This is a genomic window from Acidobacteriota bacterium, assembly GCA_016196035.1.
GTDB lineage: Bacteria > Acidobacteriota > Blastocatellia > RBC074 > RBC074 > JACPYM01.
Genome location: JACPYM010000024.1, coordinates 89203 through 115265 on the forward strand (window position 1 = coordinate 89203; position 26063 = coordinate 115265).

Consider the following 26063-nt stretch of genomic DNA (forward strand, 5'->3'; position numbering starts at 1 on the left):
AGTTATTTGCTGGCCGCCAGCCGTGCCAAACTTTCGGTGTAAGGTGCGCGCGCCACGCCGCATTCGGTAATGATCGCGGCGACGTAGCGGTTAGGCGTCACGTCAAACGCCGGGTTGGCGATTTGGATGCCCGTGGGCGCGAGTTGAACGTCTTTGACATGGGTCACTTCCAACGGCGTGCGTTCTTCGATGGGAATCTGCTCGCCGGAAGGGGTACTCAAGTCCAGCGTGGAAATGGGCGCGGCAACGTAGAAGGGAACGTTGTTTTCCTTCGCCAATACGGCAACGGAATAAGTGCCGATTTTATTGGCGACATCGCCATTGGCCGCGATCCGATCAGCGCCGACAACAATGCAATCTATACGGCCCGCTTTCATGAAATGACCAGCCATGTTGTCAGTAATCAGCGTGACCGGGATGTTGTCTTTGTGCAATTCCCAGGCGGTCAGCCGGGCGCCCTGTAAAAAGGGGCGCGTTTCGTCAGCAAAAACGGCAACGCGCTTGCCGGCTTCGACAGCAGCGCGAATGACGCCCAGCGCGGTGCCATAACCGGCGGTCGCCAGCGCGCCGGCATTGCAATGCGTCAGCACGGTCGCGCCATCCGGAATCAAGGCTGCACCGTGGCGGCCCATCGCCTGATTAGCCGTGATGTCTTCGGCGTGCATACGCTGGGCCTCTTCGATTAACCGCGCGCGAATGTCAGCGAGCGACACAGCAGAACTTTTCAGTTCCGTATACAGCTTGCGCATGCGTTCAATCGCCCAAAACAGGTTGACGGCTGTCGGGCGGGTCGCGCCCAACACCTCACAGATTCGATTGAAGGCGTGCTCGAATTCCTGCGTGTCGTTTGTAGCGGTATCACGCGCACCCAAAGCAATGCCCATCGCGGCGGCGACCCCGATGGCCGGCGCGCCACGTACAACCATCTCCTTGATCGCCCCAGCGACTTCCTCGTAGGTGCGGAAAACAGGATAGAGTTCTTCGGTGGGTAAGCGTCGCTGGTCAATCATGACGACGCCCGTTTCAGTCCATTCCAGAGTTTTGATCATAAAGCGAAAGCAGGTTACCTGCCGGGAAGACGCGCAAGCTTCTCACCGGCCCGTCAACTATACAGGAAATTGATGTTTTTGATTTTCAGAAATTGAGCTTGCGAAGGCTAACCATGCAAGTGTAGTTAGTCTACTGCAAGTTCCGGCATTCGGGAATGGACTGAAAGAAAGCGTCACGCCACAGACAAAGAAAAAGCGTCGTAAAACAACGGCGCATCTGCAAACACGCCCATTGCACTACGACGCTCAATGCGCATCGGCAAGGCCGATTGCGCCAGTTTCGGTCAGCGATTGCTGAGTAGACAGGCTGTAGCAGGGCTGACCGATAATGGCTAGGACTCCTTTTTTTGCGGCTGTTGAGTCCACCCCTAATTTCTTGCCCAAATCAACTTCAACCTGTGAAAGCGGTTCCAATTGGAAGGGCTATCTCCTTAAGCTTGGCTTTGCGACCAAACCCAAATTGAATAGCCCTACCAATCAAAAAGCGAGACGTTAGGTCCAAAACTATTGTCGGGACTTGCTGCCTGCGCCATCACCCAATGGCTGAAGCGATAAGCGAATAACTGGATATAAGTACGGCTCATCTGGTGAGCACTGAATTACATAGGCTAAAGACCGGAATCGGAGAAGAATGTTTAGGGGAAGCGAAAATATTTTTTTGTTTCCCACCAGAAGCCTGCCGGTAGCCACGAATGCAGCGGGTGTTTATAATTGCATCCCGTGAACCTGGCTCCGGATTTAACTGTCATTATTCAAGCGTTAAAGCAGGAAGTAGACGTCGTGGAGAATTATGAAAAACTCCATCGGCGTTATTACTCACAGCTCTACCTTTTTTTTATCCGAAAAAAAATTTCAGCCGAGGACGCAAAAGATCTCACCCAAAATACGTTTTTTTCGGTCTTTAAGAATTTGAAGAGCTTGCGGCAGGATGAGCAATTTGAAAGCTGGCTTTTTCAGATCGCCCGACGCGAGCTTTCTCACGCTTATGAGCGGCAACAGACATCAAAGCGTAAAGGTCATACCGTCCCGTTTGAAAATATCAGCACTGCTGAGTCTGAAGAGAAAGCTTCCCCCTTGGCAAGACTCAATGCTTCAGGCCCCAACCCGCACGAGTTGTTGATTGAAAAAGAGTCATTGCAGCAAGTTCGCGAGGCCTTGGAGCAATTGCCAGAGCAAATGCGGCGCGTGACCGAGTTGCGGGTTCAGGGTCTGGAATATCATGAAATCGCCCAACGTTTGGACATCTCCATCAACACGGTTAAATCGCAGCTTTTCCAAGCTCGCGAGCGTTTGCGAAAACGGTTAGGAAAGTATTTCGGCGAGTTAAATTTATAAGCTTAACTTATAGGCTTAACTTGGAGCTACTCCTCACCCACGCGCAATAGCCGGCAAAAAACAATGTACCAGATCGTCAAGGTTCTAACCTAATGACTAGCGTACCAAGGCACAGCGGATAGGAATTTTATGAGTACCATCAGCCAGTTTGATAATGATAAAGCTGAGCAGCATCTCAGCGAGGCAGAAGTGCTGACTTTCTTACGACAAGGACTAACACCTGCGCAAAACACTCGGCTGCAACAACATCTGCTTGATTGCTGGCAATGCCAAGAGCTTTATCAGGATGCCAATGATTTTTGCCAACCACGGCGGGCCGCTGAAGCGTTTGTGAGCGAAGCGCAAATCCAGGAGAGTTGGAGCCAGTTGAAACAGTTCGTGCAGCAGGCCGAACCGCAGGTCATGGCTGCGACAGCGCCACGCCCGCTGGCGAGGGCCGCCGCCGCAACAAGCCGTCGCTGGGTCTTACCACTAGCCGCTGTTTTCTTCCTGTTACTGACCGCCACAGCGGTGACGTTTTGGCGTAGTCGGCAAACCGCCACTTTCTTCGGGACAGCCACAGTGAAAACTCCGGACGCCCTTTCTAACTCACCTATCAACCAGCCAACTCCGCCCCTAAGCCAACAAGAATCTGCCAATTCTCAGGCCACGAACCCAAAACTGCGGACAACAACCAAACCGTCGGCAAAAGTGGACGATAAGACCGCCCCGGCAATTTATGAGGTAGCCCAACTCATGCTTTCTTCTGGCGAAAAGAGCGCGGCGGAGGTCAGCGCGGCAAAGGTAATTCAAGTTCCCGCCAGCGCCCAGCAATTGCGCTTTAGACTGGTCAGATATGAACCCCGCGAATTCCCTGCGTATCAAGTTGAGTTATTGGACGCGGCAGGAACCGTCAGGCAAGCCGTTACTGGCAAGCTCGCAAAGGGCAACCTGATTGAAGCAATTTTCCAGCAAGCCGAGCTGACAGATGGAGAGTATCAGTTGCGCGTGACAGGTAAAGGAGGCCAGCGCCAAGACCTGACGCCGCAGACGACCCTGGCGGTGAACCTATCATTCAAAACTCCCTAAACTGGCAAAACTCCCTAAACGTGTTTATGTTAAGGATGTCCAGCCAGCACAAAGGGCGCCCAATAATACGGTGCATTGCCTGCCTTGATCGCGTCGAGTTGGGCGGCTTGTAAAGCTTCGGCTTTATTGAGGCTGATGCGCCTTCCATCCTTGAGCTTTTTTCCCCGCAACAAGTACTCATAAAAATGCACCATCAATTCGGCCGTGGCCCGCTCATCCACTTTCCACAGACTCACCGCAACCGCAGGCGTCCCCGCATAGATAAACGCGCGCATCATCCCCATTAGCCCTTCGCCGTTGATCTGTTTGCCCAGGCCGGTTTCACAGGCCGAGAGTGAAACCAACTCTGCATTCAGCCGTAAATTCATAATTTCAGCGGCAGTCAAAATGCCGTCTTCCTGACTCAAGCCATTGGGCGTCGTCCCGCTATTCAACGAGGGTGAAAGTAACAAACCGGAAAACCTGGGGTTCGCTTCGTTGACATTGGCGTGCAGCGAAAAGTGCACAAAGCGATATTGATTCAATACCCCGGCGCTTTTGACAGCAGCTTCGTTGGCTTGTGCGCCCAGATAAAGAGTCGCCGGGTTGTCTTTGCCAAAGAGCGCCCCGATTCGTTCTACTTCGCCTTGGCTATACCTCAAAGGGCTGAGCGTGGCCCCACCCAATAAAGAAGCGAACGAACCTTGCGTTTCTGGCGGATAAAGCGGGTTGCCAAATGCAATGAACGCTTTTGGCGCTTTGGTGTAATGCGCCACTCGGTGATGAAGTTGCGCCCAAATGCTGACCGAGGGCGCATAGCTGATCGAGAAGTCCTTAATTAGATACGGCCAGTCCGCCGGATCAGCCGCGGCCCCTTTCCTGACTGGCGCTCTCAACAAGACCTCGAAGGGCAAGCGTTGTAACAACCCATCAGACACAATGATCAAGTGCTTCTTGCCTATGAGTAAGGCACGCGCGGGCGCCAGCAGTTTATCGTATAGAGCGCTGGCTTCTTGCCGATAGTCGTCGGGCGAAACCTGTGTTTTATCCACCAGCGCGTTGAGCAATTTGGTGAGGCATGCGTTCAGGTCGGCTTCCCCGTCGAGTTGATAGACGGCGGAACTATTGTGGCTGATGCCAAACAGCAGCGAGGACTTTTGGTCGAGCGAATAGGCAAGCACCACGGTCTGTTCATCGAGCAACTGTTGCGTTTCGGCCAACCCAAGCGGACGGTGTAGCGCGTCATCCAAATTCCCCGCCGTAGACCTCAAACTGGATTCAACCAGCAGGTCTAAAAACGCGCGGGCACGCCACTGCTCAGCCAATTGAAACAGCTTGGCGTTGAGCGCCGCATTCACCGGTAAAACTGTACGCTTGCTCGCCATCTGATTTGCTCGTGCAGGCGGCAACAAGAGAGAAATCAGGTCTTTATAAAGTTTGACCTTATCCTGCCAGAAACCGACCTTATCGCTGTCTTCCCGCAGTTTGCTGCGCGTGGTTTCCTGCACTTCAATGGCGCGCCGATATTGTTGTTCGGCCTGCTCAAACTGCCCGAGTTGGCGATAACTGGCAGCCATCCCGCGCTGCGCTAACCAAACGGCGCGCACGTAATTGTTTTGCCTGCCAATTTGCGCAGCCTGCGCGTGCACTTGCAAAGCGGCTTTCCAATTGCCTTGCTTGGCATACACCAAGCCCAGCGAATTGAGCGAACGGGCGACCTGCTCTTTGTCATCCATCCCTTCGGCAAGCTGCTTGGCCGCTAGTTGGCTCGCCAAGGCGTTTGCGTAATCACCACTTTCGTCATAAAGCCTGCCCAAACTGGCTAGTGCCGCGCTTTTGCGTTGCAAGTCATTTTGTTGGACTGCCAATTTCAGAGCCTCGTTCAGCAATTTCTGTGAATCATCAAAATGTTTGAGTTCAGCTTCGACCTCACCCAAATTGGTGAGCATGCGCATTTGCTGGGCCACATTGTTTTTCCGCCTCGCCAACTCCAGCGCTTTGGAATAGTAATTTTTGCCGCTTGGGGTGTCGCCCAAACGTCGGTAAACAAGCCCCAGATTACCCAAGTTGTATTCCGTAACTTTTGATGAGGTGAGCAACAACCCGCGACGGCAAGCCGCAATACTGTTGGCATAGTCTTCACTCGCGGTATGGGTGTTACATAAAACCGCGAGCAGATAATCTTGTAAAAACAATTCTCCCGTGAGTTCAGCGATGCGCAATCCCTCGCGATACGTTTGCACAGCTTCCCGAGGCTGGTTTGATTGATTATGCGCATAGCCAATTATTTTTAGCCCCTTAATTTGGTATTCAAGGTTGGCTTCGGCTTGTGCTGTTTGCAAAAGTTGCGTCCCGAGTTTGAGCGCGATCTGATTATTATTGTTGCTTCTATCTAGCAACAACACCGCGCCTTTTTCGTGCAATGCTTCAAGGAAATTTGGGGCAAGTATAAACGCTTCATTCAACTGCTCCACGCTTTCGGCATACTGACCTTTTACTTTATAAAAGTACCCCAGACCATAATGCGCGGCAGCCTTTGCTGGCAGCAGCAAATCTAGCGCTGCGGTCAGATATTTCTGCAACGACTCTTCTTGGTGAAGGGCAATTTGGGCTTCAACTAAAAGTGGATAAGGCCGAAAGAAATCTTGCTTGAACGAGAGACTTTGTAAGCAGTGCTCAACCGCTCGGCGGTAACTGGCGTCGTTGGGAAACTGCCGCGGGAAATAAACTGCGGCGAGGCCATAATGTTTCAGCGCTTGTTGTGTCGGTGATTGGTTGGGAAGCCGCTGTATAAATTGCGCGGCTTCTTCTATGCGGCCCGTTTCAATTGCCAGCTCGGCATACCGCAAATAGGCGGACTCCATGGCGGGAGCTATTTCAAGCAGCCGTTGGCACTCCGCGAAGGCTGCGGGGTAAGCCTGCCGCTGCATCTGTAAGAGAACCGCTTGATACTGTTTTTCAGTTGAGAGTTGCGCGGCGGAGTGCCGCAGCGCAGCGCTGGAAGAGGGGCGGAAAGTAATCAATAAAACCAGGGCAGCCACAACCGCTGCTGCCCTGCTCAGTACAATGCTTCCATCGAAACATCCGCGGATTGCGCACAATGAAAGCCGCGCTTGTCTAGTCATAACATCCGAGCCTTGCCTGCCGACCCGGCCCGTCAGTTAGGGGGAACCCGAGTCAACTGTTTTATGGATTGCCGGGTGGCGGCGGATCACCGCCTTCACCAGAACCATCACCCGGTGGCGGCGGATCACCGCCTTCACCGGAACCGTCACCTGGAGGTGGTGGATCGCCCCCTTCGCCCGAATCACCCGAATTTTGGGGCGTGATTGTAGTTTGGAATCCATAACCAACACCAGCTACGGCAGACATGGATTTCAGGATTTCTTCCTGCTCACGCATTTTGGCCGCTCCTTTCACTAGAGGGAAAATCTTATCCGCACTGAGTTCGACTCAGCGCCAAACAGGATTTCTGATTGTGAGATGGGATTCTGACGGTGACTGCTCTGTCAGAACGCTTGCGAATGTTGTTTCAGGTGTGGGGCCTTAACACAACAGCAAGAGAGAGCGGTTTTTTGTTGGATTGTTCAGTTTGGCAGTCCTGACAGGTAAAAATCACGAGCTTGTTTTGGCAGTTGGCAGAGACGCCTTGTGCTGCACACGTGGCGCACTGATCAGTTGCATCCCCATCAAGAGGAGCAAGAGCAGCAAAACTTCAGAGTCGCCAAAGTTGTAGTTGGCCAGCGCACTAAGTGAAAACCCAAGCGCGGCGCCAAAGGTGCCGAGTGACAAGCCAGCCGACCAAGCGGTGTTGGCGGCAAGAGGCTGGCTGCGCTGTTGGTAATAACCGCGCCAGGCGGAACGCAAGATAGTCGCCAGCAGCCAAATGAAACACAGCAAAGCGGGAATCCCACGATCCAGCGCAATCTGAATTGGCGTCGAATGAGTATGCGTTACGTAATCGCCCGGGAAACCCCATTCCCGCCAGTGTAACTTATGCGCGTCCTGCCCCACGCCCAACCAAGGATGGCGCGGAATCAACTTCAGCCCGGCACGCATGTAGTTTAAGCGCCGCAGAGAACTGTCATCCCTGAAACTGAGGGCGCCGGTTTGCCGGGCGGTCAAGATAACATAAACTGATAGCCCTCCCAGCAATACGATGAAAACCAACGCCGCAACCCGGATGCGCCTGCCTCCCACAGCCAGTGAAACCAGCAACAGAGCCACTAGAAACGTCATAATGACGGCCCGCGAAGCAGTCATGGCCAGCGTCAGCGAAAAAACCAAAAAGAGCATACCCCACAGCCACGTCTGCGCTGGCCTGCGCCGCCTTTGGCCGCTGAGCAAGACGCTCAATAACAAGCCATAACAAAGCAGGGCCAGCATCTGCATTTGTTCGGCATAGGTCAGAAATTGGCGCGTAAAACCGGACACCCTAAACTGTCGCGTGCGGCCAGCAGTTGTAATGCCGAGCGGGTTCTCGCTTTGTTTCAAGGCTTGCGTGACGATCAGCTTAACCGGCAAGGGATCACCCGCGTGTAGCGTTTCAACTTCTAGTTGCTCCCCCACCTGACGACCGCGAATGATCTGTGCGGCCTCAGCCACCGAGGAAACACGACGTTTGGCAATCATCCAAATGACATCGCCGGGCAAGACCTGCGCGCCTGGCATTTGGACTTGCAAGGGGCTATCGGCAGCAATGGAAGCGATGACCATGCCGCGCCCATAGACTTTTTCAAACAGACTGAATCCCGCGCCCGCCAGACTTGAACAAAGCAGTATGCCTAACAGCCAGCGCGCCGCCGCAGGCTGTAGATTGGTGGCCAGCAGGTAAAGCACGCCGAAAAGCAATAAGGATTTCAGCTTGTGCAGGCTCACGGCTGGTTCCACCGAAAAGATTGCCGAAAGTACGGTCAGCCCGGCAAACCAAAGCAAAGGCCAATCAAACAGCGTGCGGCGAAAATGTAACTTGTGCAGCGCCAAGTCCCGGATGATCCAGGCGAGCAGGCTCAGATTGAGGCCCAGGTTCGCCGCAAAAATTGAGTGCGGAACGGCGAGGGCAAAAAGGAAGAGACCAAATAATACGAGACGATTGGCCCACCGCGGCGCCGGTCGAGTCGCCTGTATCACGGCCAAGTCGTCTAGCTTTCCGAACCAATGCCCCGCCTTATTTCCCCCTGCTAGTGGGGATGATGCGCTGGGGGTCACGGCAGGGTGAAGTGTCATTGGTTTGGTCGTGTTTCACTTTGGGGAGGATCAAAAGATTAGCTCGTGACGCTGTGTCAACAGCCGCCTACATTATCCGGTCAACCCAGGCACGGCTCAAGGCCTAGAGGGCAAATGCCAAGCAACTGCTTTTGTCCGGGGTGTGACGTGAACGCGATCTCGCCTGACTGAGGGTTCGACGGCGGCGCAAGTTGCCGGCTGAAGTTTGTCGAGAACTTGCAAGCTGGCCTGTTGGCTTAAGGAGGGAGTTGCCAACAGGCACAGCGTTGCGGCGCTTTGCAATGAGTTGGAAACCTGCTGAGTTACCAGCATGAGCGATCACGCAAGTTACTCAACGCCTTCCAGCAGTTGCTTTTTTTCTTGATAGAGATTGCGCATCATCAATTGATGCGCTTGATCGTTTGGATTGGCCTTTAAGGCCTGGCGGCAATTCTGCAAGGAATCTTCGATCCGGCTCAACTTCTGCTCGAAATCAGCCCGGCGTTGCGGATTCCAATTGCTCATGCGCGCCTGGACGGCAACCATTTTGCGATCCAGCTCGAGCTTGAGTTGCGACTCTTCCGCAAACAGCGCTGTTTGCATCCCGCGCATCGTCAGGACCGAGTTGTATTGCCGGTAAAAGCTGACCGAGCTAAACGCGGCCAGCGCCAACGCTAACGCTCCGGCGCCGGCCAGTTGCGGCAGTGTAAAAGTAAAGCTCTTGGCTCTCAGCCGTTCCAGCAACCCGGGCTTGGGCAGCGCGTTGGTGGTCAGCGTCTTTTTGGCGGCCAACTCTGCTTCGATTTCGTTGCTGATGCGCGTCCACAAAGCGCGGGGTGGCGTGTGCAACGGCAACTCGCGCGCGGCGGTGCGCAATTGGTCTAACTCAAGTCGAACCGTTTTACAGGGGGTACAAGAATTGAGGTGGCCTTCGATGCGGCCCGCTTCGTTATCCGAGAGAAATCCGTCGAGGTATTCAGACAACGAATCAACTACGTTACGGCATTCCATACTACTTTTCCTCTCTGACTTACCCTTGAATTTGTGAGGTTGGCTAAACGGTCATTGGCCGTTCAGCTTTTTTTTGTTGAGAAACTCGCGCAGCCGCATCCTTGCTTTGTGCAGTTGCGATTTCGAGGTTCCAGTACTCACGCCCAGCATCTTGCCAATCTCTTCGTGCTCGAAGCCCTCCACATCGTGCAAAACGAAGACGGTGCGATAACCCGGCGGCAATTCCGAAATTGCTTTGTCCAGCGCGATTCGATCTACAAAACGGGGGCGTTCACCCACGCCTTGAATTAAATCTTGAATCTCGCCGATTTCGCCTTCTTCGGTCGTCTTTTCGAGTTTGACGCCCTTCTTGCGGAAGTGCATCAGCACATGATTGACAGTCAGGCGATGCAACCAAGTGGTGAATGCCGATTCGCCACGAAAGCTGCCGAGCTTGCGGAAGAGTTGAATGAAGACTTCCTGCGCCAGATCCTCCGCTTCGGTTGAGTTCGCAACCATCCGCAGACAGAGGCTGTAGACGCGCCTATGATGGCGTTCGTACAACGTCTCGAACGCCGCCATATCTCCTTGCGACGAAGCTTGAGCCAAATCGTAATCCGATGTGACCTGTTTGCTTGTATTCGCTATCACGCTCGTTGCCTGCTCCTGCTGGGAACGGGCATCATTGGGCAGAGAGGAAGTTCTCGTGACACACTGTCGCGGTACAACTTAAAGAACTTTTGTGTGTCACTGCCGCCTGTGATGCCGCGCTTTCAAATGTGGGTTGCTCTTGCCTTAAGATTTTTAATCCTGCTGTTTGCGTACTACTGCTTCAAAGGTGCGCCATCATAGCCTAGAGGATTGAAAAGCCGCAACCACGTGCCCGACACCTATTTCCGGTTGGTAAACGGGGCTTCGGACAGGGTAGAATCCGCTGGCAATCACACATTCACCGCCCCTGCGAAACCGTTTTCCACAACAAAACTATGCCGCGCATCGGAATTGAGCTAAACAACGTCTGCAATCTGGATTGCACCCACTGCTTCCGCAGCATCTATCGTGGAGATGAGCGCGGCACAGGCGACAAGAGTGCCCTCTTCTTCCCACTCGACACCCTTGAAAAAATCCTAATCGAAGGCAAAGCGCTCGGCTACCGTCATATCGCCATCACCGGCGGCGAACCGCCCATGCATCCGCGTTTCGGCGAGGCCTTGGACATGATCGCTGACCACGCTTTCACCTACCACTTCCTGACCAACGCCCGCAATTTTCAGAAGACCTTCAAGACCGTCAACACGCCGTTGCGCCGTTCCAAGCTGAATGGCATCACCTTCAGCCTGGATGGCGCGACCGAGGCCACGCACGACGGCATTCGCGGCAAAGGCTCTTACCGCGAAGTCGTCACCGCCATCGCCATGTGCCAGGCCGCCGGCATTCAAGCCAACATCATCACGACCGTCAATAAAGCCAATCGCCACGAGATTGACCAATTGGCCCTGCTCGGCGCACACCTCAAGGTCAAATATCAGGTCTTCGGCCACCAGATGCCGACCGAACACAACATGGGCGCCGACCTAATTTTGCCGCTCAGCGAATGGCGCGCCGTCGAGCGCGACGTAGCTCGCGTAATCACCGAATTCCGGCATGAGATTTCGATGGCCGTGGGCTTTTACACGGATTACTACCTGCCGCGCTGTGCGCCGTTGATGCTGGATGATTTGAATGTGGATTATCGCGGGCGTTTAACACTCTGCTGCCAACTGTCCAATTACCGCGATGATGACGGTGATGGCGAAGATGTCATCGGCGATCTCAAAAAAGAGAGTTTGTCCGCCGCCCTAAGTAAACTGATGGATTTGGTGACGCGCGTACAGCGGGAGCGGCTGGACATGGCGAAGAGCGGGCAATACGAAGAGAAGTTACATTACCCCTGTCTGGCCTGCATTGATCGGTTCAGAAAAACCAGCGAACAGCCCATGCTGGTGCAGATCGGACAGGTAAAGGGCGCGGCTTAAATCGCCCTTTACCTGAAAAAAAACTATTGCGCGCTGACGGTCACGGGGACCTCAATCAAAGGAATGTCTTTGTTATTCGTTTCGATCTTGATCGTCCCGGCATGCTTGCCGACAGGCGGTTTTTCGCTAAAGCCAATGCGCAACAGGTAGGTTTGTTTGTTGTTATCCACCGACTCGACTTTGACTTTGAGAAACGGCAGGTCGGAAGTCATGTTTTTGATCTCCAAGCCGCCACTGCGCGTCACGGTCACCCAGGTGAACTTGCTCAGCCCGCTAATGTCATAATCAGCCAACGACACCGGGATATTCTCAAACGCCAGTTTGCCAGGGTTGACATTCACCGGCGGCACCACGCGTAAATCCAAATCAAACGCCAGTTCCGGTGTTTCTTTGCTATCCGTCGTCAGCTTGATGGTTTGGTGATAAACCCCAAGCGGCAGCCCTTCTTTCCCGACAAAATTGACGGCAAAGCGCTTGCCCTCTTCCAACGTATTGAGCGTAACGTTGAAGGTGTCGCCACCCGCTTCAAGCTTGGTGATTTTCAGCGGCTGCGGGCTATCTTGATAAAGACTGAACAGGCCGCTTACCGGAAAACCGGTTGGCGCCTGTGCGCTCCAGCGATCCACCGGGCTGACGACGATAGAGCCGATGCGCTTGCCATTGGGCAACCCGTCCGGCACAACGATGACCATGCTCATCTGTAGCGTAAATTGCGGACGGGCCGGATCGTTGGTAAACACCTCAGCGGTTTTGGTGATTGCGCCTTGATAACTTTCGGTGTGAACTGACAACGAGATTTTGCCCTCCTGACCAGGAGGCACGGCGCGCGTAAATTCGCTCGCCGTACACCCTCAGCTTGGCGCCACGCTATTGATTGTCAGTTCCGCCGTGCCTTCATTTTTGAATTTGAAGTCATATTGCGCCAGCACGCCTTTTTTCAATTCGCCGAAATCATGCTGCGTTTTGGCTATCACCAATTTCGGCCCATCCGTGGGTGGCTCGATCACGTTCATGCTCAGGGCCAAGACAAATTGCGAACTCCCAGGGTCATTGGTAAAGACCTGCGCTGATTTGGTAATCGCGCCCATGAACCCATCCGTATGCACCGCCAGCGTAACTTTCCCTTCTTTGCCGGGCAGCACGCTTTTGGTGAAATCACTCGTCGTGCAGCCGCAGCCGGGTTGGACATTGCTGATGACCAACTCCGCATTGCCTTCATTTTTGAATGTGAAGCCATATTCGGCGAGCGTTCCTTTTTTGATGTCGCCCAAATTATGCTGCAATTCTTTAATGGTCAGCTTCGGCGCGTTTTTCGTGTCCGCCTTCTGCGGCTCGACGGTTTGCCCGAATGATGCGGCGCTTAGCCCTAACACGAGGATGAGCAAAATAGCTGATATTTTCATTGGAAGTTACTCCTTCAGGAAATAGGTTCAGGGCAAGACCGGCGAATCGAGACGTAGCAGCAAACAAAAACGGCCACCAATCAGCGGTGACCGCTTCAGGGTTGCCATTGGATAGCGCGTACGGGACTCGAACCCGTGCTCTCCGCCTTGAGAGGGCAAAACTAGCATTTTGTACGGTTTGAGCGCAAGGCGTATCCATTGGTATGAAGCCCGTCTTTTCAGTCAAACGCGCATAAATCACATTAGTCTTGATTGGCATGCTTTGGTGCCTCTTTGTGTGCTCGTTCGTTACCATAGCGTTACCGCCTTTCATGCGGCCCGCCTTTCGAGTGTGTCGAGCCGTTGGGCAATCTCGACGCGGTTACGCCGTTCGCGGTCTATGTCCTCACACATCACGCGCAGATCGTTCCGCATATCGTGTACATCGCTAGCCAAGGTTTGGAATGTCTCCACGAAATTCGGCGGCAGCAAGGGGTTGGTATCGCAGCCCTCAAAACGCGCCTCAAGACCATCAAACCGTGTCTCCAACGTGCCCAGCCTGCGCACGATCATCAGCAATAATTCGCGTTCAGAGAGTTTTTCGGTTAAGTCTTTCGTGTCGTCGTGTTCGTTGCTCATTAGTTTCCTGCCTTTTTAATAGTGCGCTTCTTTGCCGCTGGCTTCGTCTCTGCTACAAGCGCGTCTATCAACCCGTCTTCACAGCGTGACGTGGCGGCTTCGTTTTCAACCTGTCCCTCTTGCTCATCGGGTAAGGGCCGGAAAAGAATTTGCGCCAGATCAACCAAAGCCACGCGCTGTACTGGTCCAATTTGCTCCCAAGGAATGTGATGAATCACTACTTCGACAGGTGGATGCGAGAGCTTGGTTTTGCGCTTCAGTGCGAGCTTTTGTGTCTGCATCCTTCCTACCTTCCTTTTTTGGTCTTAGCCACGCCCTTCCCTGTCGCTGCCGCCTTCGGCTTCGATGCCGCCTTCTTTGCACCAAGCTTGGTTGCCCCATTGGGCTCCGGCTGCTCTGCCGTCTCGCCTTCTGCCACACCCTTTGGCTTCGGCCCTCGCTGTGTAACAGGCTTCGGCGCATCAGCCGGAATAAGGTAATAGTGCCCTCCTGTTGGCAGCGGATGCTTTTCTGCATTCGGGATAAGACCTTGTCTCAGCCAGAGCATAACTGTTTGATACTTCACCCCTGAGTTTTCTGCATATTCCTTCGGAGCAATCATTCGCGGCGATTCCTTTTTTGTAGCCATAGCAGGGTAAATCTAGCCCCTTTAGTAACTACAGGCAAGAACGAGTCGAAAGACAAGATATTTCTAAAGGGGCTTTATTATTTTCTTGACTAATTCCAAGAAGCTTTACGTGATTGACGACGCTCACACGTACGAAGCGCGCACGACCTGCAAACACAAAGTCGCGCGCCACCTGATGCAACGTTACACCGAAGCCCTCGGTGTAACGGAAGCCGAAGGCAAGCGCGTTGTGGATCCTGCGCCGATGGGTTGGTCCGCGAGTGGCGAACAAACCGCAATGGGCTGGAAGGCGCGCGACGAAGAGCCAGCGCCACCAGCGCCCAAGATGCAATGGGGAACGGATGTTTTTCGCGGCCAGCCGCGCGGTGTGGCTCGCAAGCAGCGTTGGGATTGGCGCAGAGAGTTTTAAGGCTGTGTCCACTCCCGCGCGCGGGCGGGTTCATTCTTGAGGCGAGCGCCGCGCCGCTCGCCGATTTCTTGGGGCAAACGTGAATAAGCTGAACGAATCGAAAAACAATCTAGCGGACGCGCTGTCAGAAGCGCTTCGCAACTACGTAGACGCTGAGATTGTGCAGCGCTTGGGCGAGATCGAAATCAGACCACGCGACCCGCGCGAGATCGTGCCGACAAAAGTCTATCGCTACGTCGAAGCGGCTAAGGCTTGCCAGATGTCGCGGGACACCTTGGCCCGTGCCGTAAAGAGCAACGATTTGAAGATTCACTACAAAGGAGCCACGCCCTATTTTCCAGGCTCCGATTTATTGATGTGGCTTGAGAGAGACAACTGATTTATCTAGGTTTTCACTTAACCACTTTTCAATACGAAAGGACTCTTCACTATGAAAGAAACGCGAAAGACAGCACCGCAGACGCCTGCAACGTACTTTGCGCCAGAGATCGAGGCCCGTCGCCCTGATTACGAGCGCCTGGCCGAAGCCTTCATCACGCTGGGTGAGTTGCACGCTGACCGCCCTTTTCCTGGCCGCTTGGAAGTTTCGACGGATGGCGAGATTTCGCCCTGTCTCACAACCGCGCTGGATACGCACATCAGTGAATTGGTGCAAGGGTTGGATTGGTTCGACGCGCGGGTGTGGCGTCGTTTCTATGTGGAAATGCGGCTGATGCTCGATCAGCTCGAACTGGAACGCTCTCTCAACCGGCGCGCCGTCTAGGTGCGCAGTCTAAAGGAAGGAAGCTATGCCCAACGATCTCAATCAGGATTTCGTCACCTTACGCGCCAGCAACCGCACGGTTGAACCTTTGGCAACGGTCCAGGAGCGCCTGGCGCACGCCTTGAACGAGTACATCTTGCATCCGGATGTTTCTACGGTCGCGGCTAAGCGGATGGCCGAAATCGTGATGTACATACTTGAATCCCCTGAGGAGTAAAGCAAAGGGCTTTTCAAGTGCGCTAACACTTGAAAAGCCCCAACAACACCACACGCCGAAGCGCGCAGATGCTGCCTTGCAACGCCATCCTACCGCTTCGGCCTTTCCCATTGAAAGGATCCGATGGAAGAAGCTGCCACCAAAGCAACCGCGCCCCTGCCCGGTGTCGCGCCCGTCAACGCCGCCAGGATGGCTGCGGCCAACGTCTACGAAGGCATCAACTCCAGCGACGACTACCGTCGCAATGATGCCAGTCTGAAGCTCATTCAATTCTGCGTGGTGACGGTCTCTGCCCTGGCCACCGGCTTCGTCAATTCGTTCGCCCACAAAGAGCGCATCGGCTGGCTGGCTGCTGGCGTGCTGGCCATCTTGATCATGGGCTTTGTCGAGAAGTTCTTTTTCACCCTCCGCCACGGCCTTACCACGACCTACAAGGCGGGCAAGCAGCGCACCTATGCCCAGCTCTGCTGCCGCACCATTCAAGCCACGATGATCCTGAACGCGGCCGTGCTCTGCGCGTGGATCGTCAACACGCCCCTGCCGCGTGAATTGGGCTGGTGGTATCGCTGGTCTATCGCGGTGCACGTTGCCCTCGCCTTGGTCGGTGTGACGCTCGTTCGTGACGCCGATGCAGTCGTCGAAAACCGCATGCTCGAGCTCAAAGCCGCGACGGCCCGGCAAGACATCATCACGACCCGCAAGGCGGCCGCCATCGGGAACGCAATGGTCCTCGTCTCGGCGAAGGTCCGCGGTTTCTTCGATGCCTTCGGTCTGGCCTGGGGGCTGCTGTGGAAAAAAGACAGCTTTGCCAAAAACACCCTCGCGCAACTCGACGCGATCGCGCGCGAACAGTTCGCCCACATTGACGGTCCGGCCGCCAGACGTGGCGAGGTTTGGCCGGATGATTTGGGTGAGGTGTCCGGCCCAAAAGAACGGTGCCGCTGACAGGCTGGTCGGTGATCGAGCCTCACGACGATCATAGATCAGCGGCGCAGAACAGAAGGTCTAAACCGAACCCGCCTCCGGAGCATCGTTTAGCGCCAACAGAAGGTTTTTTACCGGAACTTCCGCGCATCCGCTGGGAACCTAACCGGAGTGGCGGTTGGGAAGCTTGGCACGTGCCGCCCGGAGCACAGCGGCGCAAGGGCTGTACCTATCTGGGCTACGTAGGCAAGAAGCTCCTGGCAGAGTGGGAAGCATTGCCGGCCACACAGCGCCGTGCTGCCGTGGTCACCTGGATTCAGCAAAAACGATTAGAGAAGGGAGGTGCGCAGTGATCAAAGAATTAACCGTTAATCGCCAGATGATGAATGACCCAACGGTCAAACCGCCACGGATCAGCAGCGACATTGAGTGGTCACCCAAAAGCTGTGGCTGGGATTGCCGCTTTGTTTATTACGAAGACAAGCGCCGTCGACGTCGTCACTTAGGCCATCTGACCAGCCGTAAGCTGGAAGCGATTCCAGAAACGGAGCGTCAGACGGTGGTCACATCTTGGGTTCAGGAGAAAAAACTAGCGAAGGGGGTGAGCCTATAGCAACGTAAACCAATCCAGTATCGGGGTAAAGAAAAGGCCAGCGGCTTCGGTTGCTGGCTTTTTTGCGTTTAGAAGCCCGTGGCTGCATTGCCTATGTTGTGCATCCTGTGATCAATCGTGCAAGGACGGCGGCAACCGCGGGCAGGGCAGGGGTCAGAATCCGAGACGAGACGAAGGCGTGCGCAGTTGCTGGCCTTGCTCACATCACCGTGCCGGGTTAGGCCGCCGCTTTTTCAGCGCCGTAGATGACGCGCAGTGTTACGACAGGCAATCCACACCAACACGGCTCAGGTTCCAGCGCATCTTTTACGGGCGTGTTTGTTGGAGTGCTGTCATCCGGCCCATAAACGACACTCATTGGTTGATGTGGGCACCAAGCGCCCTTCGTCGGGTTTTCCAGTTTGTCTAATCGTGCTTTGGTACTCATGCAACCCTCGCAAGAAACAGCGCGCACAACTGAGCGTCACTCAGGTTGGTTAGATTCATCCCGGGCACATAGGCAGGAACATCTTTAACCCTGCTGGCCAATGCTCGCGCTTGCTGCCAATCCGCTGGCGTGAATGCCTGGCCTAATCGCTTAAGCAACTCGGCATCGCTCAGGCTCGACAGATCGGCAGGGCAGACCTGCTGCTCGATTCGGTTCAATCTCGCCTTGATGTTTAACGCCATGCTGTTTTTCCTCGTGTGTCTTCCTGTGTTGCCAGTCGGCTTTCCAGTTTGCGCAACCGTTCCTCGACTTCCAGCACTTCGCGCGCCTTCAGGCTGAATTCCAGCACCGTTCGCGCGGCACTCACCGTTGCGCCGTGGTTCGCGTTCGGGTCAGCCATCACGTCACGCAACGTGCTAACCGCCTCGCCGCTGGCGGCCTGCAACGCCGTCAACGTGCTTTCGAGCAACTTGCCGCGCGCTTCCCGCTACCGCTCCGCAAAGACCGGCTCATTCAACCAGGCGAACAAAGTGCGTTCACCAATGCCGGTGACTTTGGCTGCATCGCGCAAGGTGGATTCGCGCAAGAGCGCCGCCAGCCCGCGTTCTTGCCGGGCTGTCAAAGCGGCGGATTGTCTGCCGTTTTCTGCCATAATCTGCAATCCTTTCAACTTCCCAGCTTGGCGCGCAGCTCATTCCAAGCGCGCCGTCGTTTCTTACCAGGCTTGCGCTTGCCCGCCGGTGTCGGATGGATGCGTAGCGGTGGATCCGGATGGCGACAATAGCCTTTGCCCAAACGATGAATGAACTTATACGCGGAACAAGTGCAGGTAGGTGCGGCGCGGCGTTTCTTGACCGGCGGATCGGTGCCGCGCTCAGCTTGTGTCCGCCGTTTCGTGTGCAGATGGCTGGCGCATTTCTGTTCGGGCGCATCCCAAACTGCATAACCTTTGCAGCGCGTGCCTGCCTTCGTCGTTTCCACGCAACGGCGTGCGGCTTCGTAGGTGGCTTCCGTTCCCGCTCCGCTTTGCAGATATGCTCGCAAGTCGGCAGTGAGTTCCGCGCGTTGGGTTGGTGTGAATTTGAACCGCATAGCAATTGGCAACGTCCAGTACGAACTTTATCGAACTTTGGCAAACCAGGTCTGAAGCATCGGGCCCGGTTCGAGAGCGGTTAATCGGAAAGGGAAGCACAGCGGCCGCCCTTTGTTTACCAGGTTGCAAATTTTGCGAAGCCTGTCGGGTGCGAACGTTCGCACTGGTCGCCGTTCGTTCGAGCCCCGTGACGGTGTACTTCGGCGCAAGCGCGCGGACTCGCTCGACGATCTGGCGGGCGGTCGCTTCGTCCACGCCACGCATCTCAATCCACGGCCAGTTCGACATCACTAGGTAAGCTTTCGGCCGCAAGCCTTCGACGAAGGCGCGCAGTTCACTCGCTTCGCCGTTGGTGAGTTGGCGGCCGCGCAGGTCAATCAAGATGTTCGTCTTTCATACCGCCTGATTCGCGGCTTTGGCCGCCTGGCGCCTCTCTTTGCGCTTTTGGGCAACCCTCAATTTCTTGGTCTTTTCGTCTTCGATCCGCCCTGCCTCGCGCTTGGCAACCAGCTCCGGTGACAGCGTCGGCATTGGATGATTCAAGCTCTGCACGAACAATCCGCACTTGCTGCAATGCCCAGCGCCACCTGCCAACAGGTGGGTCAGTCGAATCAAATGCGTGGGGCAAAGATGCTCTGCCATCGTGTCTGGTGTTTCGTTCATAAGTTCCAAATGAAAAGCGCCGACATCGAAGCCAGCGGGGCTATCCAAGCTGGTCAGCAATGTCGGCGCGACACTCTCGTAAGAGCCGAAGCCTTATGTAGTTGTTCACTGCATCAGTCGCAAGGCTGATGCAGCTTTCGCGTGCGCTCGGTGGCCAAACCAAGCGTCAATTCGACGGCTGTTAAATCAGCCAATAAACGCCGCCGAAGATCCAACAGGGAAGCGCGGTACCGCGCGGCCGCATTCATCTGCTCAGATGCCGGTTGTGCATCACGTTTGATGTGACGCGCTGTTCGTGCCGTTGTCGCTACGGATTCAGGTGTCTGTGTTCCCATAACAAGTATCTCGCCTAGTACTCCATCAAGCTGAAAATGAGGGATGTAGGGCGGGATTTAATCCCGCCCTACATCCCGGATGCGCTCTCAGCATCCATCACTTACAGCTTGATGGAGTACTAGAACGGAATCTCGTCATCATTGACGGGTGAATCGTTAAGCGGAGCTTGAGCCATCAGCGCCGCACGGGCCAACGCCTTGTTCGCGCCGGCGGGTTGCTTTTGCAGTGTTGCTGGTTCCGGCTGGTCGCTCTCGTCTCCGCCTTCGCCCTTCGTCCCCAGGAATTGAATATCTGAAGCCGTGACTTCCAACGACGTCCGGCGGTTGCCGTCGCGGTCGGTGTATTCGACCTGGCGCAAGCGGCCTTCGACGTAAACCTGCTTACCTTTGCTCAAATACTGGTTCGCGATTTCCGCTTGCCGGCCGCATCCGCTACCTGCAACCTACGGAGCTGCGGGCGCTGCGGGAAGAATGCTCCGCCTGGTTGCGCCCCATCGTGGCGCTCGCCTTCTGTACGGGGATGCGTCGCGGCGAGATTGTCGGCTTGCGCTGGCTCGATCTTGATTTGTTGAATCAGCGCATCCTATTGCCTCAGACGAAGAACGGCGAGGGCCGCATTGTGTATTTGAATCAATTGGCCATGACAGTGGTGACTTCCCTGCCCTGCCGGGATGCAGCCAACCCTACAGTCAAGCTCTTTAGCGAGATCACACCCGACCGGGTTACGGCGGGGTTTAGCAAGGTTTGCGGAAAGCTGAAGATCGAAGATTTTCGTTTCCACGATCTGCGCCACACCGCCGCGAGTTGGCTGCGGATGTCCGGTGCAGACATTCACACGGTTGCCCAGCTTCTCGGCCACAAGGACGGCTCGCTACCAACACTTGAGCCCGGGCTTTTTGGCGGAGGCGGTAGGCAAGCTGGACGGCGTTTTTGGGGAGTTTCGTTACCCAGACGTTACCAACGAAAAAGCACTTACCAGCGGAAACCCGGTAAGTGCTTTGGATTCTTGATAGCGCGTACGGGACTCGAACCCGTGCTCTCCGCCTTGAGAGGGCGGCGTGCTCTCCGCCTTGAGAGGGCGGCGTGTTAACCAGTTACACCAACGCGCCAAAGAACCGCCGTAAAACCGAGCGAATGTATAGCACCTCCCCGCTTTGTTTGGCAAGCATGCCGCCTGTTTGACGCTGTCGAAACAAAGGTGCTATAGAACCGCTTTCGTCAATACGGGCATTGCGCGCCTGCTGTCACCACATAAAGGAATTGATCCAAATGCCGCTTTCACTTGCTGACGCCATCAAACATCATCTGCTCACTCAAGTGCGCGAGCAGTTCAACCTGGAACTTGCAGACCTCGCCACCGAGATTCCGCCCAAGACTGAACTGGGTGATCTGGCCTTCCCGCTCGCCTTCGATTTAGCCAAACGCCTGAAAGCCGCCACCGGCGCGAAACAGAACCCGCGCGAATTGGCGGCCAAGCTGGCCGCAGGCTTGCGCGCCCTGCCCGGCGTCGCCCGCGTCGAAATCGCTGGCCCCGGCTATCTCAACGTCTTCATTGACCGCGCCCAGATGTTCAGCGAACTCGCGCTGCACAATCCGGAAGCTGACCTGCGCCACGCGCCCTCGGCCAAGATCATCGTCGAGCATACTTCAATCAATCCGAACAAGGCCGCGCATATCGGCCATGTGCGCAATGCGGTGCTTGGCGACACGACAGCGCGCATCTTGAAAGCCGTCGGCGAAACCGTCGAAGTACACAATTACATTGACAACACCGGCGTCCAGGTTGCCGACGTGGTAGTAGGCTTCATTCACCTCGAACAGAAATCGCTCGACCAGATTCGCGAGATTGCTGAGCGCACGCAGACCAAGCGTGAAGACAACTTTGATTATTACTGCTGGGATTTATACGCCCGCGTCGGCGGCTGGTACGAAGAAGACAAGACGCGGTTGCCAGTGCGCGCGCAAACGCTGCACGAGATCGAAGCGGGCAACAACGCGACGGCAGAGATCGGCGAATACATCTCGCACAAGATCGTCAATTGCCATTTGAATACGCTGGCGCGGCTCGACATCAGCTACGACCTGCTGGCGCGCGAGAGCGAGATTCTGCACCTGCATTTCTGGGCGCACGCCTTTGAGAAACTCAAAGCACGCGGCGTGATCGTGTTTGAAAACGAAGGCCGCAACAAAGGCTGCTGGGTGATGCGTGCCGAGGAGGACGGCGCGGCAGGGGGACGAGGCGAACCGGAAAGCGAGCACGACGCTGACAAGATCATCGTGCGCTCGAATGACACGGTGACTTACACGGGCAAAGACATCGCCTATCACTTGTGGAAGCTGGGCAAGCTCGGCTTGGATTTCAACTATCAGTTGTTGCGGCACGATCACCACGGACAGCCGGTCTGGATAACAACGGGCGGCACTGGCACGAGCGAACATCCACCTTTTGGCAATGGCACCGCCTTTCTCAACGTGATTGACGTAGGCCAGTCTTATCCGCAAGCCAACGTCAAACGCGCCGTTTTGCAGATGGCTGAATCCGAAGAGCAACGCGCCAAAGTCGCCCGCAGCGCTCATCTGGCTTATGAAAAAGTCACGCTCAGCGCCGACGCTGCGAAAGAACTCGGTGTGGATTCCGAAGGTTCCGTTTCGATGTCAGGCCGCAAAGGACTCGGCGTCAAAGCCGATGACCTGATTGATCGCCTGACCGCCAACGCGCTCAGCGAAGTGCAAGCGCGCCACGCCGACTTGTCCTTTGAAGCCCAACTCAAGATCGCACAGCAAATTGCCGTCGCCGCGCTGCGCTATTTCATTCTCAAATTCACGCGCACCTCGATCATCGCGTTTGATTTCACCGAAGCGCTCAAATTCCGCGGCGAGACCGGGCCGTATTTGCAATACACCGTGCGCCGTTTGAGCAACATCTTTAGCGAACTGGGCCGCCCGGCGGCGGTCGTGCAAGCCGAATTCAATCAACTCACGTCTGAAGAAATCGCCGCACCTTTCACGGGCGAAGCGGGCGATCTGCTTTGGTCGCTGGTCTATTTCGCCGCGCGCCTGGACGAAGTCGTGCAACAGGCGGCCACTTCCTTTGAGCCTACGTTGGTCGCCAAATACGCCTATCAACTGGCCGATCAATTCAACACGTTCTATCAAGACAAACGCTTTCACATCCTGAAAGAGCCGGACGAGAAACGAAAGGTCGTCTTGCTGATGGCCGCTGAAATCGTGCGCCGCAATCTGGCGGAGGCGCTGTCACTGTTGGGCATTGAAGTGCCGGAAAAGATGTAAGCAGGCACGCGCCTACTTACATCGTTCGGCCAACCATTTACAAGGGAGAGCAAAATGTCAGTAAAAACGATTGCGAAAGCCTTGGAAGAAGCGCTCTTGCACGACGGCCAAATGGCCCAGGCGCTGTATGAATTTGAATTTGAAGAAGAGTTGGACGACCTGAAAGCTTCGCTGCTCGAAGACGATGATGATTACCTGTTTTCCATCACCGAAAACAACGGCGACATCGCGATGGTCTTGCTCGAAAAAGCGGGCGACGTGCTGATCAACGAGCAGGCCCGCGAAAAGCTGAAAGAGTTCTGGCGCGACAATTACACCAAGAACATCGAGCTAATCATCCCCGATCTCGCAGAGCAATTGGACGCCGATGAACTGCCTATCACGGGTGTAAAGCTGGCGCGTTGAACCTGCGCCAACAGTACGGGGAGGGTGACCGACCTGAGCCTCGGTGGCGGACGTGCTGAATGCCGTCCGAGTAATTGTCGAGGCTCGGCCCACTCACGCTCCCCGTACTGTCCCCATTCCGACCCGCCTTCAAAGTTTGGAGAAGACTATGAATCGAATCCGCCGCAACTTCATCCTGCTCTTCACCCTGCTCATTGCCGCACCGCTCTTGGCGCAACAGGCCCAACCCGCGCGCCAGGCCGATGCCAGCGTACTCACGCTCGATACGATTTTCAGCTACAGCCCGCGTGGACTCGGCTGGCACCAATGGCAGGCGGATGGACGCGGTTACTTGATGCTGGAGCCTTCAGCAGCAGGCAAAGGCGGGATGGACATCACGCGTTATGACGCGACAACAGGCGCAAAGACGGTGCTCGTCTCGGCGGACAAACTCATTCCGCCCGGCGTGACTTCGCCACTCAATATCGAAGAGTTCACACTCAGCGACAACGGGCAGCGGCTGTTGATTTTCACCAACTCCGAACGTGTCTGGCGGTCGAATACGCGCGGCGATTATTGGGTTGTTGATCTGGCGAGCGCGAAGCTGCAAAAGCTGGGCGGCGCTGCAAAACCGTCTTCGCTGATGTTCGCCAAGTTCTCGCCCGATGCGACGCGCGTGGCGTATGTGCGCGAGAACAACATCTACGTCGAAAATCTCAGCGACGGGCGCATCACGCAACTGACTTCGGACGGCACGCAATACATCGTCAACGGCACCTTTGATTGGGTCTATGAAGAAGAACTCTTTTGCCGCGACGGCTTCCGCTGGTCGCCCGACGGTAAGCAGATCGCCTATTGGCAGCTTGATGCGAGCGGCGTCAAAGAGTTCAAGCTGATCAACAACACGGCTGAGCTTTATCCGAAGATCATCTCGTTTCCCTACCCCAAAGCTGGCGAAATGAATTCCGCCGCGCGCGTCGGCGTCGTCAATTCAAGCGGCGGAAAGACCCAATGGTTCGACGTGCCGGGTGATGCGCGCAACAACTATTTGCCGCGTATGGAATGGGCGGCGAATTCCAGCGAAGTCGTCATTCAACAGCTCAACCGGTTGCAAAATATCAACGTCGTGATGATCGGCGATGCGCGCACCGGCAAGGTACGTCAGATCATGACCGAGAAAGACGACGCCTGGGTAGACATCGCGTGGGGTTCGATTGGCTGGGACAAAACGGGCTTGGCCTTCGGCGATGCCGAATGGATTGATGGCGGCAAACGCTTCCTCTGGACGAGCGAACGCGACGGCTGGCGGCACATTTATTCCGTTTCGCGCGATGGCCACGACGTCAAATGCATCACGCCCGGCAATTACGATTTAATCAGCGTCGAACGCGCCGACACCGCTGGCGGCTGGTTGTATTTCTCAGCCTCGCCCGACAACGCGACGCAAAAATATCTCTATCGCGTCAAGCTCGACGGCAGCAGCGCCAACCCTGAACGCCTTTCGCCCGCCAATCAAGCGGGCACGCACAATTACGACATCGCGCCGCGCGGCGAATTGGCGATTCATACGTTCTCAAACGCGAACACAGTGCCGGTCACGGAAATCGTGCGCCTCGCACCACACACCAACGTGCGCACGCTTTACGACAACCGCGAATTGCAGGAACGGCTCGGCAAGCTCAAGCCTACGCCGCAAGAGTTTTTCAAAATAGACATCGGCGAAGGCGTACAACTGGACGGCTGGCTGATCAAGCCGCCCGATTTTGACGCATCGAAACGCTATCCGGTGCTCTTTTTCGTTTACGGCGAACCGTGGGGCCAAACCGTACTCGACCAATGGAGCGGCGGCCAGATGATGTGGCATCGCCTGCTGGCGCAGCAGGGTTATATCATCGCCAGCGTAGACAATCGTGGCACGCCAGCCCCGCGTGGCCGGGGCTGGCGCAAATCCATCTATCGCCAGATGGGCATCCGCAATTCCCTAGACCAAGCCAATGCCGCCCGCGCCATCGCCAAATGGCCTTTCGTAGACGCGACACGCATCGGCATCTGGGGCTGGAGCGGCGGCGGCTCTTCGACCTTGAACGCCATGTTCCGTTACCCCGACGTTTACCAAATGGGCATGTCGGTCGCGCCCGTGCCAGACATTCGCTATTACGATTCGATCTATCAGGAACGCTACTGCGGGCTGCCGCAAGAGCACCCCGACGAATACAAGCAAAGCTCGCCGCTGACGTTTGCGGGTCAGTTACAAGGCAACCTGCTGCTCGTCCACGGCACGGGCGACGACAACGTCCATTACCAAGGCAGCGAAGCCCTCATCAACGCCCTGATCACCGCCAACAAGCAATTCACGATGATGTCCTATCCCAACCGCTCGCACGGCATTTATGAAGGGCCGGGCACGACGCGGCATTTGTATGGGTTATTGACGCGGTATTTGAATGAGAAGCTGCCAGCGGGCGGGCGGTAACCAAGATACGGTACCGCGCGCGTGAGCAAGCGGAGGCTCAGACTAAGAGCCACTTATGCAAGATTGACGCGCCGCTTGCTCACGCGCGCGGTACTGTACTGACGCCGCGTTGTGTATCAAACCCTCTTGCAGACTGTGTTTGACGCTCTGCTCTCGTCTTGAGAGACTCGGTTTGATGAAA

30 protein-coding genes, 2 tRNA genes and 1 pseudogene are annotated in these 26063 nt (G+C 55.5%); 13 read left to right on the forward strand and 20 right to left on the reverse strand.

Features of this window, described 5'->3' with window-relative positions:
• Nucleotides 1–2: 2 nt before the first annotated feature.
• Both mtnA and HY011_08655 read right to left on the reverse strand, forming a co-directional pair.
• Nucleotides 3–1049: an S-methyl-5-thioribose-1-phosphate isomerase gene (gene mtnA / locus HY011_08650; protein MBI3422996.1), complete on the reverse strand. Its 1047-nt coding sequence runs from the start codon at nt 1047–1049 to the stop codon at nt 3–5.
• 246 nt (nt 1050–1295) lie between these two features.
• Complete coding sequence (locus HY011_08655) at nt 1296–1463, reverse strand: hypothetical protein (GenBank protein MBI3422997.1); 168 nt, start codon at nt 1461–1463, stop codon at nt 1296–1298.
• A 297-nt stretch (nt 1464–1760) separates the two neighbouring features.
• On the opposite strand from HY011_08655, the gene HY011_08660 reads away from it, so the two are divergent.
• Together HY011_08660 and HY011_08665 are read left to right on the forward strand one after the other, a co-directional pair.
• Entirely contained in the window at nt 1761–2384 is a 624-nt protein-coding gene (locus HY011_08660) for a sigma-70 family RNA polymerase sigma factor (protein ID MBI3422998.1), read from the forward strand.
• A gap of 129 nt (nt 2385–2513) precedes the next feature.
• Nucleotides 2514–3452 (forward strand): hypothetical protein, encoded by a 939-nt coding sequence (locus HY011_08665; GenBank protein MBI3422999.1) that lies wholly within the window; start codon nt 2514–2516, stop codon nt 3450–3452.
• 29 nt (nt 3453–3481) lie between these two features.
• On the opposite strand, the gene HY011_08670 is transcribed toward HY011_08665, so the two are convergent.
• From HY011_08670 to HY011_08690, 5 genes are all read right to left on the reverse strand, one after another.
• Nucleotides 3482–6472, reverse strand: coding sequence for a CHAT domain-containing protein (locus tag HY011_08670; GenBank protein ID MBI3423000.1), 2991 nt, complete (start codon nt 6470–6472; stop codon nt 3482–3484).
• A 120-nt stretch (nt 6473–6592) separates the two neighbouring features.
• The gene (locus HY011_08675; GenBank protein MBI3423001.1) at nt 6593–6778 is read right to left on the reverse strand and encodes a hypothetical protein; all 186 of its coding nucleotides are present in this window, start codon (nt 6776–6778) and stop codon (nt 6593–6595) included.
• A 268-nt stretch (nt 6779–7046) separates the two neighbouring features.
• Complete coding sequence (locus HY011_08680) at nt 7047–8414, reverse strand: O-antigen ligase family protein (GenBank protein MBI3423002.1); 1368 nt, start codon at nt 8412–8414, stop codon at nt 7047–7049.
• Between the two features lie 570 nt (nt 8415–8984).
• A complete protein-coding gene (locus HY011_08685; protein ID MBI3423003.1) occupies nt 8985–9647 on the reverse strand; it encodes a zf-HC2 domain-containing protein in 663 nt (220 codons plus the stop codon).
• Between the two features lie 51 nt (nt 9648–9698).
• A complete protein-coding gene (locus HY011_08690) occupies nt 9699–10208 on the reverse strand; it encodes an RNA polymerase sigma factor (protein MBI3423004.1) in 510 nt (169 codons plus the stop codon).
• A gap of 404 nt (nt 10209–10612) precedes the next feature.
• Between HY011_08690 and HY011_08695 the strand changes: the two genes are divergently transcribed.
• A complete protein-coding gene (locus tag HY011_08695) occupies nt 10613–11641 on the forward strand; it encodes a radical SAM protein (protein MBI3423005.1) in 1029 nt (342 codons plus the stop codon).
• A gap of 23 nt (nt 11642–11664) precedes the next feature.
• On the opposite strand, the gene HY011_08700 is transcribed toward HY011_08695, so the two are convergent.
• The 6 genes from HY011_08700 to HY011_08725 all read right to left on the reverse strand — a co-directional run bounded on the left by HY011_08700 (nt 11665) and on the right by HY011_08725 (nt 14263).
• Nucleotides 11665–12432 carry a hypothetical protein gene (locus tag HY011_08700; GenBank protein ID MBI3423006.1) on the reverse strand — a complete coding sequence of 256 codons (768 nt, stop codon included), beginning with the start codon at nt 12430–12432 and terminating at the stop codon, nt 11665–11667.
• Nucleotides 12433–12492: 60 nt separating this feature from the next.
• Nucleotides 12493–13044 carry a DUF1573 domain-containing protein gene (locus HY011_08705; protein ID MBI3423007.1) on the reverse strand — a complete coding sequence of 184 codons (552 nt, stop codon included), beginning with the start codon at nt 13042–13044 and terminating at the stop codon, nt 12493–12495.
• 108 nt (nt 13045–13152) lie between these two features.
• A tRNA-Glu gene (locus tag HY011_08710) sits at nt 13153–13277 on the reverse strand.
• Between the two features lie 76 nt (nt 13278–13353).
• On the reverse strand, nt 13354–13662 hold the full coding sequence (locus tag HY011_08715; protein ID MBI3423008.1) for a hypothetical protein: 309 nt from the start codon (nt 13660–13662) through the stop codon (nt 13354–13356).
• Nucleotides 13662–13943 carry a hypothetical protein gene (locus HY011_08720; protein MBI3423009.1) on the reverse strand — a complete coding sequence of 94 codons (282 nt, stop codon included), beginning with the start codon at nt 13941–13943 and terminating at the stop codon, nt 13662–13664. Before HY011_08720 ends, HY011_08715 begins: the two co-directional genes overlap by 1 nt.
• 5 nt (nt 13944–13948) lie before the next feature.
• Nucleotides 13949–14263 (reverse strand): hypothetical protein, encoded by a 315-nt coding sequence (locus HY011_08725; protein ID MBI3423010.1) that lies wholly within the window; start codon nt 14261–14263, stop codon nt 13949–13951.
• Between the two features lie 112 nt (nt 14264–14375).
• Between HY011_08725 and HY011_08730 the strand changes: the two genes are divergently transcribed.
• The 6 genes from HY011_08730 to HY011_08755 all read left to right on the forward strand — a co-directional run bounded on the left by HY011_08730 (nt 14376) and on the right by HY011_08755 (nt 17216).
• Complete coding sequence (locus HY011_08730; GenBank protein MBI3423011.1) at nt 14376–14699, forward strand: hypothetical protein; 324 nt, start codon at nt 14376–14378, stop codon at nt 14697–14699.
• 79 nt (nt 14700–14778) lie between these two features.
• Complete coding sequence (locus HY011_08735) at nt 14779–15078, forward strand: helix-turn-helix domain-containing protein (GenBank protein ID MBI3423012.1); 300 nt, start codon at nt 14779–14781, stop codon at nt 15076–15078.
• A 51-nt stretch (nt 15079–15129) separates the two neighbouring features.
• Nucleotides 15130–15462 (forward strand): hypothetical protein, encoded by a 333-nt coding sequence (locus HY011_08740; GenBank protein ID MBI3423013.1) that lies wholly within the window; start codon nt 15130–15132, stop codon nt 15460–15462.
• Between the two features lie 25 nt (nt 15463–15487).
• On the forward strand, nt 15488–15679 hold the full coding sequence (locus HY011_08745; GenBank protein MBI3423014.1) for a hypothetical protein: 192 nt from the start codon (nt 15488–15490) through the stop codon (nt 15677–15679).
• A 123-nt stretch (nt 15680–15802) separates the two neighbouring features.
• Complete coding sequence (locus HY011_08750) at nt 15803–16624, forward strand: hypothetical protein (GenBank protein MBI3423015.1); 822 nt, start codon at nt 15803–15805, stop codon at nt 16622–16624.
• 328 nt (nt 16625–16952) lie between these two features.
• Nucleotides 16953–17216, forward strand: coding sequence for a hypothetical protein (locus tag HY011_08755; protein ID MBI3423016.1), 264 nt, complete (start codon nt 16953–16955; stop codon nt 17214–17216).
• A gap of 423 nt (nt 17217–17639) precedes the next feature.
• Here the strand turns inward: HY011_08755 and HY011_08760 are convergent, their stop codons facing one another.
• From HY011_08760 to HY011_08785, 6 genes are all read right to left on the reverse strand, one after another.
• Nucleotides 17640–17885: a hypothetical protein gene (locus HY011_08760; GenBank protein ID MBI3423017.1), complete on the reverse strand. Its 246-nt coding sequence runs from the start codon at nt 17883–17885 to the stop codon at nt 17640–17642.
• Nucleotides 17876–18112 (reverse strand): hypothetical protein, encoded by a 237-nt coding sequence (locus HY011_08765; GenBank protein ID MBI3423018.1) that lies wholly within the window; start codon nt 18110–18112, stop codon nt 17876–17878. The genes HY011_08760 and HY011_08765 overlap by 10 nt, the downstream gene beginning before the upstream one ends.
• 18 nt (nt 18113–18130) lie before the next feature.
• Nucleotides 18131–18295, reverse strand: a complete 165-nt coding sequence (locus HY011_08770) for a hypothetical protein (protein ID MBI3423019.1) — start codon at nt 18293–18295, stop codon at nt 18131–18133.
• Nucleotides 18296–18309: 14 nt separating this feature from the next.
• A complete protein-coding gene (locus HY011_08775; protein ID MBI3423020.1) occupies nt 18310–18735 on the reverse strand; it encodes a hypothetical protein in 426 nt (141 codons plus the stop codon).
• A 394-nt stretch (nt 18736–19129) separates the two neighbouring features.
• Nucleotides 19130–19399, reverse strand: coding sequence for a hypothetical protein (locus HY011_08780; GenBank protein MBI3423021.1), 270 nt, complete (start codon nt 19397–19399; stop codon nt 19130–19132).
• A 454-nt stretch (nt 19400–19853) separates the two neighbouring features.
• Complete coding sequence (locus HY011_08785; protein MBI3423022.1) at nt 19854–20129, reverse strand: single-stranded DNA-binding protein; 276 nt, start codon at nt 20127–20129, stop codon at nt 19854–19856.
• Between HY011_08785 and HY011_08790 the strand changes: the two are divergent.
• A pseudogene (locus tag HY011_08790) lies at nt 20078–20605 on the forward strand (site-specific integrase). The gene HY011_08785 and the pseudogene HY011_08790 overlap by 52 nt on opposite strands.
• A 139-nt stretch (nt 20606–20744) precedes the next feature.
• Here HY011_08790 and HY011_08795 read toward each other — a convergent pair.
• Nucleotides 20745–20843, reverse strand: a tRNA-OTHER gene (locus HY011_08795).
• A gap of 160 nt (nt 20844–21003) precedes the next feature.
• On the opposite strand from HY011_08795, the gene argS reads away from it, so the two are divergent.
• From argS to HY011_08810, 3 genes are all read left to right on the forward strand, one after another.
• Complete coding sequence (argS, locus tag HY011_08800) at nt 21004–23025, forward strand: arginine--tRNA ligase (protein ID MBI3423023.1); 2022 nt, start codon at nt 21004–21006, stop codon at nt 23023–23025.
• A gap of 54 nt (nt 23026–23079) precedes the next feature.
• A complete protein-coding gene (locus HY011_08805) occupies nt 23080–23430 on the forward strand; it encodes a hypothetical protein (GenBank protein MBI3423024.1) in 351 nt (116 codons plus the stop codon).
• Between the two features lie 148 nt (nt 23431–23578).
• The gene (locus HY011_08810) at nt 23579–25882 is read left to right on the forward strand and encodes a S9 family peptidase (GenBank protein MBI3423025.1); all 2304 of its coding nucleotides are present in this window, start codon (nt 23579–23581) and stop codon (nt 25880–25882) included.
• Nucleotides 25883–26063 lie beyond the last annotated feature (181 nt).